The sequence below is a fragment of the Nitrospirota bacterium genome (assembly GCA_016212185.1).
Taxonomy (GTDB): domain Bacteria; phylum Nitrospirota; class Thermodesulfovibrionia; order UBA6902; family DSMQ01; genus JACRGX01.
The window spans coordinates 20662-37883 of sequence record JACRGX010000026.1 but is presented as its reverse complement, the minus strand read 5'-3'; the positions used below and the strand labels follow the sequence as shown (position 1 = coordinate 37883).

Here is a 17222-nt window from a genome sequence, read left to right as displayed (position 1 = left end):
ATGATTGTGATGGTTCAACTGATGAAAACCTGACACATTCAACATCCTGCGGAGTTGGGGCATGTGCATCAACTGGTACAGAAACATGTACTGCTGGCGTATGGGGAGGCAATACTTGCACACCCGGAACGCCTTCTGCAGAGGTCTGCGATAATATTGACAATGATTGTGATGGACAGACAGATGAGGGTGTGCTTATAACATGGTATGCTGATGGTGATAGCGATGGTTATGGCTATCTTAATAGCAGCAGTACACAGGCATGTAATGCGCCAGCCGGATATGTTGCTAACAACACAGACTGTGATGACAGCAATCCTGCAGTCAACCCCGGTGTAACTGAGATATCAAACAACGGAATAGACGATGACTGTAACCCGGCGACACCGGTTATTACAGCCTCAGGCTCGGGCAATAACTATCCTGTGACATTATTCCGGGCAAGCTTATCGCTTAATGTAAATGCATCATCATTGGGGACAAGCACTTTCAGTTATTACTATACCCGCGCCAGGCTGTATCTTGTGAGCACTTCAATCACGGGAATATCAGTAACAGGAGGTGTTGCAACGATTACAGGCGCAGGCAAGGTTAATAATGTTACAGGATATACATTTACGGCAACAATAACTGACAGCAGTACGGACAAGATGGGGTTAGAAATACGCAAGTCTGACGGTACTCTTTATTACAGTGCGACGTCTAAAAATCTAAGCAGTGGGAATTTTACGGTAATAGGACAATAAGACCGTAATGCGTAATTCGTGATGCGTAAAATCCCCCTCTTTGTCAAAGAGGGGGATTTTCGGGTTAATGATATATCATCCGCTAAACTTTTGCCAAAAACTCCGACGTCATTAATTTCTTGCCAAGCAAATGATTCAGGTGTTCGTCCATAACAGACGAAAGCCTTGAAACAGTTTCATGATGCGGCTTGAGCCGCGTTGAGATATTAATGGGCCATTCAATGCTGTGCGAATAAAAATTTATGGCGCTGTCCGTAAGTCTCAGCGGAAATTCTCTGCCTTTGACAGAAGGCACGGCACACCTGCCGCAAAGGGCTGTCCCTAAATGCGGATAAAAATCAGGGCTTTTAGCGCCGCATTTGCCGCAGCTCTTAAGCCGAGGCGCATAACCCATCATGACAAGCAAACGAACCTGAAAGATTAAATACATGGTATCTTTGTTTTTATTTCTCATGTCCCAGTTCTTAGTTTTCAGTTTTGAGTCTTTAGTTATCTGAACCTCGGCAAAATTCAGAACACTCAGCAAAAACAAAAAGAGTTTCTTATTGGGTATGCCTTCAGGGGTTATTGAAATCAATATTTCAATAAGTTTTGATGCATAGGTGAAATCCTTAAAACTTTCCCTTAAACTGCAGAATGAGTTAATGATGTCAGACTGGGTAATTCTGGGCATTGATTGTTCCTTGCCCCACAATGATATTTGGGCGTAAGTGAGGGGTTCCATACTGCTTCCAAACCGGCTTTTTGTCTTTCTCGGGCTTTTTGCAAAGGCCTTGATTATCCCCCTGCTTAAGGTAAGGTAGGTTACTATTAAATCAGCCTCGCCGTACTGCTGTGTCTTCAGGACAATGCCTTCTGTTCTCGTCAGCATTTTTTAAAAGGGTTCAAGGATTCCAGGGGTCCAGTGGTCAACCGGTAAAAGATTCAATTTAAAATTATCAATTATCATTTTAAATTGATAAATGTTAATTTTGCATTTTGCAATGAAACGAATGAACCCATGAACCCTTTCTTACATAACATTCCCGAAGTCTTCAGGTTTTAAATTTTTGAGCCATTCCTCAAGTTCGTCATTGTTCCTGTATTCTATGACCTTCTCCTCCACAAATATCGGAGCATTCATCCTTACAGCCACGGCAATTGCATCACTGGGTCTTGAATCAATGGGGATCTCAACTCCGTTTTTTTCAACATTAATCACAGCATAATATGTATTGTCAACTATTTCAGTAACTACTATCTTTGTCACCTTCAGCTTGAGTTCAAAGATAATATTTTTAATCAGGTCATGAGTTAAGGGACGCGGCGTGACTATATTGCCTAATGCCAGTGCGATTGCGTCTGCCTCAGGCTTGCCTATCCATATGGGAAGGGTATCACTGCCGCTGATTTCCTTTAAAAGCAGAATATACATATTGCTCCGGGGGTCAAAAAGCAGTCCTTCTATTTTCATCTGCTTGAACAATTTATTCCATCCTCTTACGTGTGATTTTTACTTTGAGTATTATAGCTGTTTAATTGTTTAATCTCAATACGGCGGGGGCGGTTTACGCGAGATTTGCTAAAGCCTTTTCAATCCGGTCCAGTCCTTTTTTAATATTATCCATTGATGTTGCGTAGGAAAGCCTTATATACCTGTCGTCTCCGAACGCCCCGCCCGGAACAAGGGCGACATTCGCCTCTTCAATAAGATAGGACGATAAGTCAAAAGACGAATTTACGGGTTTCCCCTTAAAGCTCTTCCCATAGTAAGATGAAACATTCGGGAAGGCATAAAACGCGCCCACAGGCATGAGACAGGAAATCCCTTCCATTTTATTAAGCGTCTCAACCATATAAGCCCTCCGCCTGTTGAATTCCGAAATCATTACGGGAATAAAATTCTGCGTGCCCCTGAGCGCTTCTACTGCCGCCTTCTGCGCAATTGACGTCGGATTTGAAGTTGACTGGCTTTGTATATTTGTCATGGCGCCGATAATTTCTTTGGGACCGGCCGCAAAACCGATGCGCCAGCCTGTCATGGCATAGGCCTTTGAAAGTCCGTTCACAACAATCGTCCTCTGCTTAATCTTATCTCCAAGCGAAGCAATGCTCACATGCCTGAAACTGTCATAAACAAGTTTTTCGTAAATCTCGTCCGAGATTACATAAAAATCATTCTCCGCAGCAATATCCGCAATTGTCTCAAGGCTCTTTAAATCATAAGCAAGCCCTGTCGGGTTTGACGGGCTGTTAAGGATAAGCGCCTTTGTCTTTTTTGACAGGTTAGCCTTAAGCGCTTCAGGTGTTATCTTGAATAAATTTTTTTCATCGGTTTTAACTATGACAGGAACTGCATCATTAAGAAGCGCCTGGTCGGGGTATGAAACCCAATACGGAGCTGGTATTATAATTTCATCCCCGGGGTCAAACAATGCCTCTGCAATATTGTAAAGACTGTGTTTTGCCCCGCATGAAACAATTATTTCATTTTTTTCGTATGTGATGCCGTTATCTTTTTTGAATTTCTCAATAATGGCGTCCTTCAGTTCATCAATGCCGCCGACAGGTGTGTATTTGGTAAATCCGTCTCTGATGGCTTTTATTGCAGCCTCTTTTATATTTTGAGGCGTATCAAAATCAGGCTCGCCCACTCCAAAATTAACGACATCAACGCCTGATGCCTTTAGGGCTTTTGCCTTAGAGTCAATCGCAAGCGTCGGAGATGGTTTTATTGAAACAGACCTTTTTGATAATCTCATTTTTTTATAGAAAATTTTTAACCACAGAGGGCACAGAGAAAAACAAAAAAGATACTCTCTGTGTTCTCAATTTTTTGTATTAATTGTTTTTTCATAAATAAAATCCTCTGTGTTCTCTGTGGTTAATTAAGTTTTTTGTTCTTTTTTGTTAAGCTTTATGCTCCTGATAATATCATCCGGCGTGACTACTGCCGTGCCGAGTTCTCCTACGACAACCCCTGCTGCATGATTGGCATAAATTGCGGCATCCTTCATATCCGCACCTGCGGCATGACATAATGTAAATACTGCAATAACGGTGTCGCCGGCGCCGGTCACATCATAAACCTGTCTTGCAAAAGTCGGAATATGAGTAACCTTGCCGTCCGGCTCAAAAAAGCTCATCCCCTCATCCCCGCGTGTGATCAGCACTGCCTTGCATTGAAGGTTCTTAAGCAGTGTATCTCCCGCCTTGATTAAAGAAGCCTCATCTTTGATTTCAATCCCTGAGCCTGCCGACGCCTCATTAACATTCGGCGTTATAAAACTCACTCCTTTGTAATAATCAAAATGCCCGACCTTCGGATCAACTGCAACAAAAACCTTTGAGCCGGTAATTTTAAGCAGTTCTTCTATCATATTCCTGGTTATTACGCCCTTGCAGTAGTCGGATAAAATTATGGCTTTTATCTCGGGCAGGCATTTTCTGACATGATCAAGAATCAGGGATGTAGAGGACTGACTGATATCGGATTTAACTTCTTTGTCAAAGCGGACTACCTGCTGGTTATGCGCGATAATTCTGGTTTTAACTATGGTGGGCCTGTCTCCCTCAACGACAATGCCCTCTGTGTCCATCTCTTTTTCCCTGAACTTGTGTATCAAAACCCTTCCCATCTCATCCCGGCCGACAATGCCTGAAACAAAGACCCTGCCGCCCAGCGACGCAATGTTATTAGCCACATTTGACGCGCCTCCGAGGAGCAGGTTTTCATCAATCACCTCAACCACCGGCACAGGCGCTTCAGGAGATATCCTGTTTACCCTGCCCATTACATACCGGTCCACCATAAGGTCGCCTATAACGAGTATGCCTGTCTTGTGAAATTGTTTAATCAGGTCTATCATGTAAACTTATACAATTTAGCATGAGAGTAGTGTATTTCGCAACTCCCTATGCAAGATTGTCAATCTTCAGGATTTATGCCATAATAAAACTGTGAAATTTTTTGTTGGAAAATTTATTTTAATCCTTTTAATTCTCCTTTTCAGCGCCTGCTCAACCCTGAAAAGAACTGAGGCGCCTGAGCCTTCAAAAGAGGCTTATTATTATTACATCCTCGGGATTGAATCTGAAATCAACCATGACTGGGAAGAGGCATTAAAACAATACATGCATGCATTAAAAGAAGACCCCGATTCAGTCTACCTTAAAACTCATATCGGACGCCTGTTTTTGAGGAAAGGCGACATAGACAATGCAGTTTTAATGACTAAAACTGCAGTTGAACAAAACCCCGACTATGCTCCCGCCCTGTTTCTGCTTGGAGAGCTTTACCACAGTCAAAAGGATTTTGAGAATGCAAAAGCCATGTATGAAAAAGTTATACGCCTGTCTCCTGATAACTTTGAAGCCTACATATATCTCGGCACTCTTTATGCAACAAATAAAAAATTTGATGAAGCAATCAATATCTTTAAAAAGGTAATTGCCATGGACAGAGATAATGTGATGGCGCGCTTTTACCTCGGAAATGTTTATGTAGAAACGAAAAGATATGACGATGCAGTCACCGTGCTTGAAGAATGTATTGCATTGGGGAATGCGCCTGATTCAGTTTATCTTCTGCTCGGCTCCATATACAAAAGCAAAGGGAATACAGATAAGTCCATTGAGAATTTCCAAAGAGCCGTGGAAATAAATCCGCACAACATAGAAGTCAAGGAAAAACTTGTTGAAATTTATCTTAAACAGAAATCACCGGATAAGGCGCTGGAGCAGCTTGCCGGAATCCTCAAACAGCAGCCTGACAACCTGCAGGTTCATCTGATAATGGCCGGGGTCTATATTGATAATGAGCAGTACGAAAAGGCAATTGAAGAACTCCGCATTGTCATCAACGCCGACCCACAAAATGTAACGGCACGATACCTTTTGGGCCGCAGTCTGAGCGACATAAACAAATTTGATGAGGCAGTAGAACAGTTCAAAATTCTCTCCGGCATCAAACCGCAGGATGTCACATTTCTTATGCATCTTGCTATTTTGTTCCGGAAGGTCAACAAAACTGACGACGAGATAAGGACATATGAAAATATCCTGACCATTGAAACTTCAAAACCTGAGGTATATCTTTATCTCGGCGCCTCATATGCACAGAAAGGAGATTATGCAAAGGCTGAGGAAATACTTAAAAAGGGTTTTGCCATTGCGCCAGAGGACGAAGATTTGAATTTTCAGCTTGCGATGGTATATGAAAAAATTGGCAGGTACGACGAAATGTATTTACAGCTTAAAAAAACCCTGAAGATTAACCCAAACCATGTAGATGCCCTGAATTATCTGGGATATACTTATGCCGAAAAGGGGATTAACCTTGATGAAGCGCTTGAGCTTATTAAAAAAGCTGTGGAGCTGAAGCCTGAAAGCGGCTATATCCTTGACAGCCTCGGCTGGGTGTATTTCAAAAAAGGGCTTTATGAAGACGCACTGAGAGAACTCAAGAAGGCTCTTGAATTTACAGGCGACGATCCTGTTATTTTTGAACACCTTGGTGATATTTACTTAAAAATGGGCAATAAAAAAGACGCGCTGGACTCATGGGAAAAATCACTCAAACTTCAGGAATTGCCTGCCCATTACGATAAGGACAAAGGACTTACGGAACGGGTTACTGAGAAGATTAAAAAATTAAAGTAGGGCAAAAATATATTGAGGCATGATTACCTTAAAAGCGCCTGCAAAGATAAACTGGTTTTTAAATGTCCTCGGACTGCGTGATGACGGCTTTCATGAAATTCAGAGCCTCATCCAGAAGATAACGCTTTATGACACTCTGACCTTTGAACCTACTCAGGATTTAGTTCTGACAACATCACATGACATCGCGGCAGTCCCTCCTGAGCAAAACATTGTGTATAAAACCGCACTGCTGATGAAAGAAAAGTGCGGTGTGACAAACGGGGCGCATATTCATCTGGAAAAACTTATCCCCATGGCTGCCGGTCTTGGAGGAGGAAGCAGCGATGCGGCGGCAGCGCTCACCGGGCTTAACAAATTCTGGGGGCTTAACCTCTCACAGGCAAAGCTTCATGACTTTGCAGAGCAGTTAGGCTCAGACGTTCCGGTTTTTCTTTACAGTTCACCCGCATTTGTTGAAGGCAGGGGTGAAAAAATAACCCCGGTTAAAACATCTGAGCAGTTTGATATACTGCTTGTAAAGCCGGATGTGTCTGTCTCAACGGCATGGGCGTATACTATGTTATCCGTGATGCGTAATGCGTCATGGGATAAAAAAATCACTAAAAATTCCGAATCCGGTATATCACTCGTCACTCGTCACTCGTCACGGTCTTTAAGAGGGTTGACAAATACTACTGAAAAAGTTGATAATATTAAGTTTTTTATCAGGACATTAGAGGGAGCAAAGTCATCTATTGCCGGACACCGGGACATCCTGAGTTCCATAAAAGACAGCTTTTCAAATGACTTTGAGGCTGCTGTTACAGGGCATTTCCCTGTGATTGCGGATATAAAAAACAGGCTCCTGCAGGCAGGGGCTATGGTTTCTTTGATGAGCGGCAGCGGCTCTGCAGTATTTGGGGTTTTTGCCTCTGAAGAAGACGCCTCTAAAGCCGCCGCTGTTTTAACGGATTTCTGGACAGCAGTGGTTAAAACAGTGAACAGTTAAGAGTGAAAAGTGAAAATTTTATGTTTTAATAAACTCTTAACTCATAACTCTAAACTCTTAACTGCTTTGTTTGGGGCGTCGACAAACGGCAAGTCAGGAGACTTTGGATCTCCCATCTGGAGGTTCGAATCCTCCCGCCCCAGTATGCTGAATTTTGCTTTGCAAAATTCAGAGCCTACCGGCAGACAGGTTCAAAGTTTAGAGTTATAAGTTAAAAAGTATGGTTTTAATAAGTTCCTTTAACTTTTAATTTTTAACTCTTAACTTTTTTTAAGGAGGCAACATGCCAGAGGGCATTAAATTATTTTCAGGCACGGCTAATAAACCGTTAGCAGAAGAAATAGCTGATTACCTCGATATTCCGCTTGGTGATGCTGCGGTATCTGCGTTTGCCGATGGTGAAATACAGGTTCAGATAAATGAAAATGTAAGGGGCGCAGACGTCTTTCTGCTTCAGCCTACATGCAACCCCGTAAACCACAACCTTATGGAACTGCTTTTAATGATGGATGCTCTAAAACGGGCGTCCGCAAGAAGAATTACAGTTGTTATACCCTATTATGGTTATGCACGCCAGGACAGAAAGGTGCTGCCGAGGGTGCCTATTTCAGCAAAACTGGTAGCTGACTTAATAACGTCTGCCGGGGCAGACAGGGTGCTTACCATAGACCTGCATGTGGGACAAATTCAGGGGTTTTTTGACATCCCGGTGGATCATCTCTATGCCGCTCCTGTCATCAGCGATTATATCGGGGAAAAATATGCCAATAAGACAGTCATCGTCTCTCCTGATGCAGGCGGCGTTGAAAGAGCAAGGGCCTTTGCCAAAAGGCTTGGGGCGTCTCTTGCCATTATAGATAAACGTCGGGAACGGGCAAACATATCAGAAGTTATGAATGTCATTGGAGATGTCAAAGGGAAAAACGCAATTCTCCTTGACGATATGATAGATACCGCAGGCACCATTACGCAGGCAGTGTCTGCAATTAAAGGGAAAGGCGCAAAACGCATAATTGCGGCATGCACCCATGCCGTGCTCTCAGACCCTGCGATTGAGAGAATTAATAATTCAGCGCTTGAAGAAGTCATTGTAACCAATACAATTAACACACTAAACAAACAAAAGAAGTGCAAGAAGCTGACAGTTCTTTCAGTCTCTCCTCTTTTAGGGGAGGCCATTAAAAGAATCCACGAGGAGACTTCTGTCAGCTCACTCTTTACATAAAAATAAAATCTGGATTCCTGTTTCCACAGGAATGACAGGCACACGGAGGTTTTAACTATGGAAAAAATCACACTTAAAGCAGAGAAAAGAATAGAGACAGGCAAAGGCGCAGCGAGAAGCCTCAGGAGACAGGGCCTGCTCCCGGCGGTGCTTTATATAGGAAGCGGTTCAACGCCTATAAAACTCAACCGCAAAGAGATTGCAAAATTGATGTCTTCAGGCACTGCAGAACGCACCCTGATTACAATGGAATTAAAAAACAACGGCGGCACAACAGAACATTTATCTTTAATTAAGGATTACCATGTGGATCCTATAAGAAATGAACTGCTGCATGTTGACTTCATGGAAATTTCCATGGAAAAGAAAATCAAGATAACAATCCCGGTTATTATCACAAAAGAGCCTGTAGGAATTAAAAAAGGCGGTATAATGCAGCAAATCCTGAGAGAGATTCCGATAGAATGCCTGCCTACAAGCTTCCCTGACAAGATTGAAATTGATGCATCGGCATTGGAAATTGGCCATTCCCTTCATGTAAGCGACATTGCAGTTCAGGAAGGGATAAAAATACTGTCTGACTACCATGCGGTTATCGTAACCGTAAGCGCCCCTGCGGTAGAAGAGGTTGCGCCTGTTGCAGTGGCAGCGCCTGTTGAGGGAGCGCCTGCCGAGCCCGAATTGATAAAAAAGACTAAGACAAAAGAAGAGGCGGCTGAAGAGGAAGCAAAACCCCAAAAAGAACAGAAAACACAAAAAGAAAAATAAGATCCATGACTTGTCCGCCAGAGGTGGATGCAGGATGTAAGATGGTAAATAGCAGTCAGGGGATAACCCCTGACTGCTATTTACCATAAACCGTTCACTGTTTACTATTCACTGTTCACTAATAAAAATGTGGCTTATAGTTGGTCTCGGGAATCCCGGCAGGGCTTATTCAAAAACAAGGCATAACCTTGGCTATATGGTCATTGACGCCCTTGCCGTCAAATTTTCCATCCCGTTAGACCGGGAAACAAAAAACTGCATTTACGGCAAAGGCACAATTGCCGGCAAAGACGTAATCCTTGCCAAGCCGATTACGTTCATGAACAAAAGCGGAGCTGCAGTTGCCTCCCTCCTTAAAAAATTCATGCGCATTGAAAACATCGTTGTACTTCACGACGACCTTGATATAAATGCAGGCCGGCTCAAAATCAGGGAAAATGGTTCATCAGCCGGGCACAGAGGCATTGAATCAATTATAGAAAGCACAGCAGAAAACTTTATACGGCTGAAAATAGGAATCGGCAGGCCTGAATCCATCAGTCCTGAAGAGTATGTGCTGAAGAATTTCAGCAAGCAGGAATCCCCGCTTGTTAAAAAAACAATAGACAGGGCAGTTGATGCGGTAGAGGCAATTATTGATAAGGGTATTTCTTATGCCCAAAATAAGTTTCACAAAGAACAACATCTATAATGGCAATTGCCATGCCCGCCTCTGAGAAATAATTTACTTATAGACATTTGTAATTTAAATATCGTAAAATATTTTAACATGTTTATAGTCTGCCTATTATCATTTCTTTTTCTCCCGTCCATTGTCCATGCATGGGGTCCTCTTACTCATGTTTATCTCGGCAACCAGATAATAGACTTTGGCGCTGCTGCTATCCCGCCTGTTATTTACGGCGTAATAAAGAAATTTAAAAATGATTTTTTGTATGGAAACTTAAGCGCCGATATAATTCTCGGCAGAAAATTTCAGGGTTTTGAAAAAAATTCCCATAGCTGGGACATTGCATGGAAGCTTCTTGAGATTTCAAAAACAGACAGGCAAAAGGCCTTTGCCTACGGCTATCTTACTCACCTGTGCGCAGACACCGTGGTCCACAACCTTAAAGGTCCAAGACAGCCGTTCAAGCATTCTATCATAGAGGTCAAGGCAGACAGCATTGTCAACAAAAAATACAGCAAAATACTGAAGGGCCTTGACAAAATAATGCAAAAGAAAAACGATGTAGTTCTTGAAGACACGCTCGAGAGCCTGATTTTTTCATTTAAAACCAATAAGAGAATATTCAAAGGGTTTCTTCTTTTATCCGGACTCCCAAATTACCGTCCCGTATCCAATTTTATTAATAAACGCCTCCCCTACGAAATTCCTGTTGTTGACATTTATGACTTTCGGCAGGAATCGCTCCGCAGGATGTTTGAGCTATTGAAAAACGGCAGGGATTCAGACGTGCTGAAAGAGCATCCGCTCGGAAGCATCAGCAAGAGATTCTCATAATCGCTTAACCGCCTGTAAGATTTCTTAACACGTCAGGGCAAATTTTTGTTGCCTTTTTCTTAAAATTTTGATACGATTTCTGAAACTTCCGGGTTTTATACGGAGGGAAAACATAAGCGGATTGCCGGTTTACTGCCGGCATTTGCAAGTAAAACTTATGGGAGACAGAGAACTAAAATCAACCCTTGAAGCTCTCCTCTTCATCTCCGGCGACTCTGTTACATTAGATGCTTTTAAAAATATTCTTGAGACAGACAAAGCCGTGATTGAGGGGCATCTCAGGGAGCTTATTAATGAGTATCAGATAAAAAACACCGGGCTTTTAATTGCAGAGGTGGCAGGCGGATTTCAGATGGTCACAAATCCCGGCTGTGCTCCGTGGGTAAAAAAGTTTCTGAGCACATCGGTGCCTGCAAGGCTGTCACAGCCGTCTCTTGAGACGTTGTCCATCATTGCTTATAAACAGCCCATAATCAAGGCTGAGATTGAAGCAATCAGAGGCGTAAATTCAGACGGGGTTGTAAAAACCCTGCTTGAAAGACGGCTCATAAAAATTCTCGGCAGGAAGGAAGTGCCGGGCAGACCTTTAATGTACGGTACAACAACGGAATTCCTCCAGTATTTCGGACTGAAGGGCTTAACAGAGCTTCCGACATTAAAGGAATTTCAGGATGCGGAACTTCCGCTTCATGAAGAAATCATGCCTGCGGAGCCTCAGGCTGAAAAGCAGAATTTAGAGGAGCACTTTTTAAAAGAAGGGACTGCAGCATGTTAAAAACTTTTATTAACTATTTTGGAATTAGCTTTGTGATTTTCTTGATGTTTTTTACAGGCAGCAGTTTTGCCGAAAATTACAAAATTAAAAAAGGCGACAGCCTTTACAACATTTCAAAAAAATATAAAATCCCGGCAGATGAAATTAAAGAAATCAACAGACTTCAAAACAATAATCTAAAAGTAGGCAGTATTATTCATTTACCGCCCAAAAAATCCAAAACTGCTTCGCTGGAAAAATCTCCGGCAGTTACAGAAAATAAGTCTTTAGACAGCGATGGCGTTGAAACATATATAGTAAAAAAGGGTGATACCCTGATTGAAATTGCACAGGACTACAATATAACCGTTAAAGAAATAAAACGGCTGAACAATCTTAAAAGAACCGCCATTAAAGCAGGGCAGAAACTGCTTCTCCCTGTAAAAAAAGATGATGCCCCTGCAGAGATCCTCGCCGCACAGGAAGTAGAAACCAATCAGGACTCCGGCATATTCAATGATACCGGGGTTTTCAACGCGATAGATGCAGAAAACATCGGCACAGATTTGGAATTTCTTGATAAAAAGGAACGGCTGATACTTTTTGCCAAAAAATTTCTGGACATACCTTATAGGTTTGGCGGCACATCCATTATGGGCATTGACTGTTCGGCATTCGTTCAAAAGGTATTTGATTTTTTAAATGTCCCTCTGCCCAGAACGGCAAGGGAGCAATTTTACATTGGAGACAGGGTTGACAAAGGTGATCTCACTGTCGGAGATCTTGTATTTTTCAGGACCTATGCCAAATTTCCTTCCCACGTCGGCATATACATGGGAGACAATCTTTTTATCCACGCATCGTCAAAGGATAAGAAGGTTAAAATCAATAGTCTTGACGAGCCTTATTATTTTAAGCGGTTTTTGGGCGCCAAAAGGCTTATTGAGCCTCAGGCAATTGACTCCAATCCAGAGACTGAAGAGGATAGCGCCCGTTAAAATGGGGCAAAAGGCATTTTCTGATCTGTCATTCCGTCCCGATGTTTCGGGAATGCGGAATCCAGCGTCTTTAAAAAAAATCACTGGATTCCCGCTTTCGCGGGAATGACAACATACAAAAAAAGAAGTTTATACTTAACTAAACGGGATAAATAATTTTTCCCATACTGCTTACGTCGTAACCTCCAAGATTAATGACCGTGTCCCTGAATTCTTTATCCGTCCTTATTATTTCAAATAGTCGGTCAAGTATTTCTGTTCCGTAAAATTTTTTCGGGACAGCGAGGTCATAACGCTCTTTTGCAACAGGAATAAAATCAAGCCCTAATGCCCGTGAAGCGGCAACGATGCCAAGCCCTGTGTCTGCAACACCGGTCAAAACAGCAGAGGCGACTGCCATATGCGTGTACTCTTCCCTTTCATACCCTTTTATCTTTTTGGCGTCTATGTTAAGCTCCTTTAAATATTTATCCGTCAGGAGCCTTGTCCCTGCCCCTGCCTGTCTGTTTATAAAGGTGATATCTTCCCTTGTCAGATCCTCAAAACCTTTAATGCCCTTTGGATTTCCCCTCAGGACAAAAAACCCCTGCTGTCTGTACACAAGGTTGACAAGAATGATTTCATCCGGGTCCTTAAACATACGTTTGATGAACGGGATGTTGTATTCGCCGGTCTCATCATCCAGAAGATGCGTGCCTGCAAAATGCGCCTCCCCCCGTTTTAATGCCGTTAAGCCGCCCATAGAGCCGACATGGGCGGATGAAATGGAGTAGCGCGGATATTTCTTCTTTAAAAAATTAGCAAGAACATCAAGGGTGTTGTCGTGGCTTCCAATGCAGATAATTGTATTTTCAATTTCATCCATGTGCCTGAGCAGTTCAACAGTTACCTCAGCGCCGGCGCCCAGTCCTTCACTCATTGCAGGAATCCTGACAAACCCGTCAGCTCTTACAAGGGTCATCAACGCCCCTGCGCCCCTGCCCACAGGGCTTGCCACAATATTCTCCCCCACCTTCCCGATTTTTACCCTTAAGAATTCTTCCTTGCCTATCGCTGATGCAACAGGCCTGCTTAATTTCGCAGTTAACATCTCCTTGTATTTAGGCTCAAGTCCCTGCCATATATGAAGTATTGGTTTTGCGAATAATTCAAATGTAATATATGCAGATACGGGATAGCCGGGTATTCCAAGCACAGGCTTATTTCTGACCCAGCCTAAAACCATAGGCTTCCCCGGCTTGATATTTATACCGTGAAGCATTATTTCGCCAAGACCGCTTATCACATCTGCAGTAAAATCCCTTGCGCCTGCAGAGGAACCGGCATTGATAACCACAATGTCCGCAGTTTCCACGGCAGCAATCAGCGCTTTTTTAAGTTTCTCAATATCATCAGGCACAGGTTTAAACCGTACCGGCTCGCCGCCCCATTCAGATACCATGCCTGAAAGTATCCTTGAGTTAAATTCAATAATATCTCCTTTTTTCAGTTCAGCGCCCGGCTCTACTATCTCACTGCCTGTGGGAATAATCGCAACCTTTGGTTTTCTCCTGACAGTCACCTCTGTAAATCCTCCGGCAAGCATTGCGCCGACATCCACAGGCCTTATCCTGTGGTTCTCAGGGAGAATAAGCTCGGTAACCACAATGTCCTCCCCAATTGTCCTGACATGCTGCCACGGAGCCACCGCCTCAATGATTTCAATATATTCTATGCCCCCCTTTGACAAAGGGGGGATGGGAGGATTTATATTCTGACTCCTGACTACATTCACATCTTCAATCATTATCACCGCATTGAATCTTTCAGGCATCGGCTCTCCGGTGTTAACAGGCACAGCCTGCTCAGGAATACTGAGCCGTTTCGGCGTTCTGTCTGAAGCCCCGAAGGTCTCGGCAAACCTGACTGCATAGCCATCCATTGCCGATGAATGATAAAAGGGAGATGAGAGCTTTGCAAACACCGCTCCGGCAGTAACTCTGCTCTGAGAATCTATTACTTGAATGGTCTCCCCGTCAAAAGGTTTTGCTAGGCCGCTTTCAGTTAATTTTTTATTCCATCTCTCAATTGCCTCTTTAAGAGGAGTGTTTTCAAGATAAATTTGTCTTGCCAAGCTTGCGCCTCCGGATTTAAATATCTGTTTTCAATAAACTAAAAATTAAAACAATTCAACATCAACCTCGGCGCCCTGCTGAAGTCCTGTCTTATGCAAAGGTATCATGATCATGCCGTCGGCTTTTACAAGGGTTGTGATAAGCCCGGATTTGCCTAAAACAGGAACCGCCCAGATTTCGCCGTCTCTTTCTTCAAGCATAACCCTTATATGCTCTTCCCTTCCTGAACCGGTTGATATATTTTTTGAGAGCCTTGCCCTGACTGTTTTTTTTATTTCCCTGTATAGGCTGTCCTTTTCTCCGGTAAGCATCATCAGGACAGGCAGTATAAAAAGCTCAAAACACACTGTTATTGCCACAGGATGACCGGGAAGTCCAAATACAGGCCTGCCGTTTGCAATGCCGTAAATTATCGGCTTGCCCGGCTTGACGGAAACACCGTGAAAAAGAATACCCGGCTTCCCGAAGCTGTTTATCAATCTTGCCGTAAGGTCTTTTGCGCCTACAGAGCTTCCGCCGGAAATAATTATTAGGTCTGATTCTTTAAATGAATCCTCTAAGACCTCTTTCAGTAAATCAAAATTGTCAGGAAATATTCCCTTATTAACAGGCGTCCCCCCTGCAGTTTCAACCATTCCTGCAAGGACATATGAGTTTATATCTCTTATCTTTCCCGTCGTTATATGGCCGGACGGCGGCGCCACTTCATCGCCTGTTGAGATAATCGCCGCCACAGGCTTTTCATAAATCCATACCTTTATAATGCCGGTGCCGGCAAGCACGCCGATGTCCTGAGGCCTGAGCCCGTGTCCTTTTTTTAAGATTAAATCTCCGCTTTTGCAGTCCTCTCCTGCCTGAATTACATTTTCTCCAGGCGCAGCAGGTCTCAACACCTCAATTAATTTTCCGCTTACTGTGCAGCAATGCTCAAGCATTACAACTGCATCGGCATTTTTCGGAAGCATCCCGCCTGTTGAAATCCCTGAGGCATCACCTGCAGCTAAATTAAATGCAGGCTCTTCACCCATCAGAATTTCGTGTGTAACACTAAGATATGCAGGAGCTGTCTCTGCAGCGCCGAATGTATCTGACGCCCTTACGGCAAAACCGTCAACGGTAGAGCGGGCAAATGGCGGGAGATTCTCATGGGATACAATATCCCTTGATAAAATCCTGTTCAACGAATTTTCAATCCGTATTTCAATCTCATGGGGCAGAGTAAAATCCGCTGATTTAAAAATCAGCCCTCTTGCATCTTCAACACTCAAAACCTCTTCACGTCCAAGCATGTCTTTCATAATCGGTAATCAGTGAATAGTATTAACTTATTTATTCTGCTATTAAAACTAAAGTTATCCCTTATGCCTGTCTTTATCGTTTCCTGATTCTCTATCTGTTTCTCTATCTCTATCTGCCTCTCTATCTGTCAAAGAAACATCCCTTGTAAAATCAGGACACCTGATATCTTTACCGCTTACTGTGAATTTTTTTTTGCAGTCAGCCCTCCAGGCGCAGACTATGCAAATATCTTTAGATGACATTAAGCCCTCCGGTCAAATAACTTCAGGTTTTCTGAATATGCTGTAATTCAGCGCCGTTTGAATGTTTGATTCTATGCATTCTTTTGAATTTATTATAAAGATTTTTCTGTTTATATGAAAGAGTTCTCTCTCAACCCTCTCCACCGGTATCATTTTCTTATAACGCCTTCTTAATTCAGCCTCAAACATCGGGACTATCTTATCCTTCATCCTTAATTCCGTGTCAACAAAAAAAATTGAGACGTCAGGGGCAAGGTCCATTATTCTGTCAATAAAGGCTGTAATTCCCTTGTCGTAAATCTGCTTCGGAGGAGATGATTTTACTTCCATGTAAAGCAGTGATGAGTCAATCTTTGCTATAAGGTCATAATCGCCGCCGACTTTAGGTCTTTTAAATTTTACCCCCCAAACAACCTCGGCGCCGAATTCTTTCTCTATCAGTTTTGCCATAAACCACTCAAGCGTTTCCCCGAAACTCTTTATTGGTCTTTTAATAAAATGATACCTCTCCTTATTCTCCTTAAGCGATTCAGCAAGGCGCGCCTTTACCAGAAATCCGGCATACCGGCGTGTGACCTCTTCTGTTGCATATCTTGCAACGTCTTTTACTGAAAATGATTCCTGCCATTTAATGACATCCCTCAAAAACAATCTGAAAGAATATTTTTTCAAATGCGCATAAAATTGCCTGAGCAATGCGGTGTTTGAAGGAACGAGCAAATCATCTTCAGGCTCTTTTTTGTATATATAGAATCCCCTTCTGGAAAGCATTGTCTTTAGGTCAGGGGTGATGGAGCGGAGCAGGCGCCTCAGGCGTTTTATTTCTTTTCTGAGGCTTGCTGTTTCGGAAATTGGGCTGTCCATAATGAAAGTTCAAGCGGTTGAACATTGTTCAACATTGTTCAACGTTAAAACAGTTTGAACGACTTGAACAATTTGAA

At 42.9% G+C, this 17222-nt stretch carries 17 protein-coding genes and 1 tRNA gene; 10 read left to right on the top strand and 8 right to left on the bottom strand.

What is annotated here, in order from left to right; genetic code table 11:
• Nucleotides 1-746 (top strand): putative metal-binding motif-containing protein (locus HZA10_03205; GenBank protein MBI5195312.1); only part of this gene is annotated, 746 nt, incomplete at its 5' end.
• Nucleotides 747-828: 82 nt separating this feature from the next.
• Here HZA10_03205 and recO read toward each other — a convergent pair.
• The 4 genes from recO to rfaE1 all read right to left on the bottom strand — a co-directional run bounded on the left by recO (nucleotide 829) and on the right by rfaE1 (nucleotide 4594).
• A complete protein-coding gene (gene recO / locus HZA10_03200; GenBank protein MBI5195311.1) occupies nucleotides 829-1617 on the bottom strand; it encodes a DNA repair protein RecO in 789 nt (262 codons plus the stop codon).
• 141 nt (nucleotides 1618-1758) lie between these two features.
• Nucleotides 1759-2211: a bifunctional nuclease family protein gene (locus HZA10_03195; GenBank protein ID MBI5195310.1), complete on the bottom strand. Its 453-nt coding sequence runs from the start codon at nucleotides 2209-2211 to the stop codon at nucleotides 1759-1761.
• Nucleotides 2212-2293: 82 nt separating this feature from the next.
• Nucleotides 2294-3487, bottom strand: a complete 1194-nt coding sequence (locus HZA10_03190) for a pyridoxal phosphate-dependent aminotransferase (GenBank protein ID MBI5195309.1) — start codon at nucleotides 3485-3487, stop codon at nucleotides 2294-2296.
• A gap of 126 nt (nucleotides 3488-3613) precedes the next feature.
• Nucleotides 3614-4594 (bottom strand): D-glycero-beta-D-manno-heptose-7-phosphate kinase, encoded by a 981-nt coding sequence (gene rfaE1 / locus HZA10_03185; protein MBI5195308.1) that lies wholly within the window; start codon nucleotides 4592-4594, stop codon nucleotides 3614-3616.
• 91 nt (nucleotides 4595-4685) lie between these two features.
• Between rfaE1 and HZA10_03180 the strand changes: the two genes are divergently transcribed.
• From HZA10_03180 to HZA10_03140, 9 genes are all read left to right on the top strand, one after another.
• Nucleotides 4686-6386 (top strand): tetratricopeptide repeat protein, encoded by a 1701-nt coding sequence (locus HZA10_03180; GenBank protein ID MBI5195307.1) that lies wholly within the window; start codon nucleotides 4686-4688, stop codon nucleotides 6384-6386.
• A gap of 19 nt (nucleotides 6387-6405) precedes the next feature.
• A complete protein-coding gene (gene ispE / locus HZA10_03175; GenBank protein MBI5195306.1) occupies nucleotides 6406-7377 on the top strand; it encodes a 4-(cytidine 5'-diphospho)-2-C-methyl-D-erythritol kinase in 972 nt (323 codons plus the stop codon).
• A gap of 71 nt (nucleotides 7378-7448) precedes the next feature.
• Nucleotides 7449-7520, top strand: a tRNA-Gln gene (locus HZA10_03170).
• 140 nt (nucleotides 7521-7660) lie between these two features.
• Nucleotides 7661-8602 (top strand): ribose-phosphate pyrophosphokinase, encoded by a 942-nt coding sequence (locus tag HZA10_03165; protein ID MBI5195305.1) that lies wholly within the window; start codon nucleotides 7661-7663, stop codon nucleotides 8600-8602.
• A gap of 57 nt (nucleotides 8603-8659) precedes the next feature.
• Nucleotides 8660-9370, top strand: a complete 711-nt coding sequence (locus HZA10_03160; protein MBI5195304.1) for a 50S ribosomal protein L25 — start codon at nucleotides 8660-8662, stop codon at nucleotides 9368-9370.
• Between the two features lie 127 nt (nucleotides 9371-9497).
• A complete protein-coding gene (locus HZA10_03155; GenBank protein ID MBI5195303.1) occupies nucleotides 9498-10061 on the top strand; it encodes an aminoacyl-tRNA hydrolase in 564 nt (187 codons plus the stop codon).
• 78 nt (nucleotides 10062-10139) lie between these two features.
• Entirely contained in the window at nucleotides 10140-10874 is a 735-nt protein-coding gene (locus HZA10_03150; GenBank protein ID MBI5195302.1) for a zinc dependent phospholipase C family protein, read from the top strand.
• Nucleotides 10875-11031: 157 nt separating this feature from the next.
• A complete protein-coding gene (gene scpB, locus HZA10_03145; protein MBI5195301.1) occupies nucleotides 11032-11649 on the top strand; it encodes an SMC-Scp complex subunit ScpB in 618 nt (205 codons plus the stop codon).
• Complete coding sequence (locus HZA10_03140) at nucleotides 11643-12626, top strand: LysM peptidoglycan-binding domain-containing protein (GenBank protein MBI5195300.1); 984 nt, start codon at nucleotides 11643-11645, stop codon at nucleotides 12624-12626. Before scpB ends, HZA10_03140 begins: the two co-directional genes overlap by 7 nt.
• Before the next feature lie 139 nt (nucleotides 12627-12765).
• Here the strand turns inward: HZA10_03140 and HZA10_03135 are convergent, their stop codons facing one another.
• The 4 genes from HZA10_03135 to HZA10_03120 all read right to left on the bottom strand — a co-directional run bounded on the left by HZA10_03135 (nucleotide 12766) and on the right by HZA10_03120 (nucleotide 17145).
• A complete protein-coding gene (locus HZA10_03135; GenBank protein MBI5195299.1) occupies nucleotides 12766-14739 on the bottom strand; it encodes a molybdopterin biosynthesis protein in 1974 nt (657 codons plus the stop codon).
• 45 nt (nucleotides 14740-14784) lie between these two features.
• Nucleotides 14785-16029, bottom strand: coding sequence for a molybdopterin molybdotransferase MoeA (locus HZA10_03130; GenBank protein ID MBI5195298.1), 1245 nt, complete (start codon nucleotides 16027-16029; stop codon nucleotides 14785-14787).
• Between the two features lie 63 nt (nucleotides 16030-16092).
• Nucleotides 16093-16281, bottom strand: coding sequence for a hypothetical protein (locus HZA10_03125; GenBank protein MBI5195297.1), 189 nt, complete (start codon nucleotides 16279-16281; stop codon nucleotides 16093-16095).
• Between the two features lie 12 nt (nucleotides 16282-16293).
• A complete protein-coding gene (locus HZA10_03120; GenBank protein MBI5195296.1) occupies nucleotides 16294-17145 on the bottom strand; it encodes a hypothetical protein in 852 nt (283 codons plus the stop codon).
• Between the last annotated feature and the right edge of the window lie 77 nt (nucleotides 17146-17222).

Excerpts from the sequence above, each read along its gene's own strand:
- recO (MBI5195311.1), bottom strand. The coding sequence starts at position 1,617 with ATGCTGACGAGAACAGAAGGCATTGTCCTGAAGACACAGCAGTACGGC.
- HZA10_03130 (MBI5195298.1), bottom strand. The coding sequence starts at position 16,029 with ATGCTTGGACGTGAAGAGGTTTTGAGTGTTGAAGATGCAAGAGGGCTG.
- HZA10_03165 (MBI5195305.1), top strand. The coding sequence starts at position 7,661 with ATGCCAGAGGGCATTAAATTATTTTCAGGCACGGCTAATAAACCGTTA.
- HZA10_03140 (MBI5195300.1), top strand. The coding sequence starts at position 11,643 with ATGTTAAAAACTTTTATTAACTATTTTGGAATTAGCTTTGTGATTTTC.
- HZA10_03120 (MBI5195296.1), bottom strand. The coding sequence starts at position 17,145 with ATGGACAGCCCAATTTCCGAAACAGCAAGCCTCAGAAAAGAAATAAAA.
- HZA10_03150 (MBI5195302.1), top strand. The coding sequence starts at position 10,140 with ATGTTTATAGTCTGCCTATTATCATTTCTTTTTCTCCCGTCCATTGTC.
- HZA10_03190 (MBI5195309.1), bottom strand. The coding sequence starts at position 3,487 with ATGAGATTATCAAAAAGGTCTGTTTCAATAAAACCATCTCCGACGCTT.
- ispE (MBI5195306.1), top strand. The coding sequence starts at position 6,406 with ATGATTACCTTAAAAGCGCCTGCAAAGATAAACTGGTTTTTAAATGTC.
- HZA10_03155 (MBI5195303.1), top strand. The coding sequence starts at position 9,498 with ATGTGGCTTATAGTTGGTCTCGGGAATCCCGGCAGGGCTTATTCAAAA.
- scpB (MBI5195301.1), top strand. The coding sequence starts at position 11,032 with ATGGGAGACAGAGAACTAAAATCAACCCTTGAAGCTCTCCTCTTCATC.
- HZA10_03160 (MBI5195304.1), top strand. The coding sequence starts at position 8,660 with ATGGAAAAAATCACACTTAAAGCAGAGAAAAGAATAGAGACAGGCAAA.
- rfaE1 (MBI5195308.1), bottom strand. The coding sequence starts at position 4,594 with ATGATAGACCTGATTAAACAATTTCACAAGACAGGCATACTCGTTATA.
- HZA10_03125 (MBI5195297.1), bottom strand. The coding sequence starts at position 16,281 with ATGTCATCTAAAGATATTTGCATAGTCTGCGCCTGGAGGGCTGACTGC.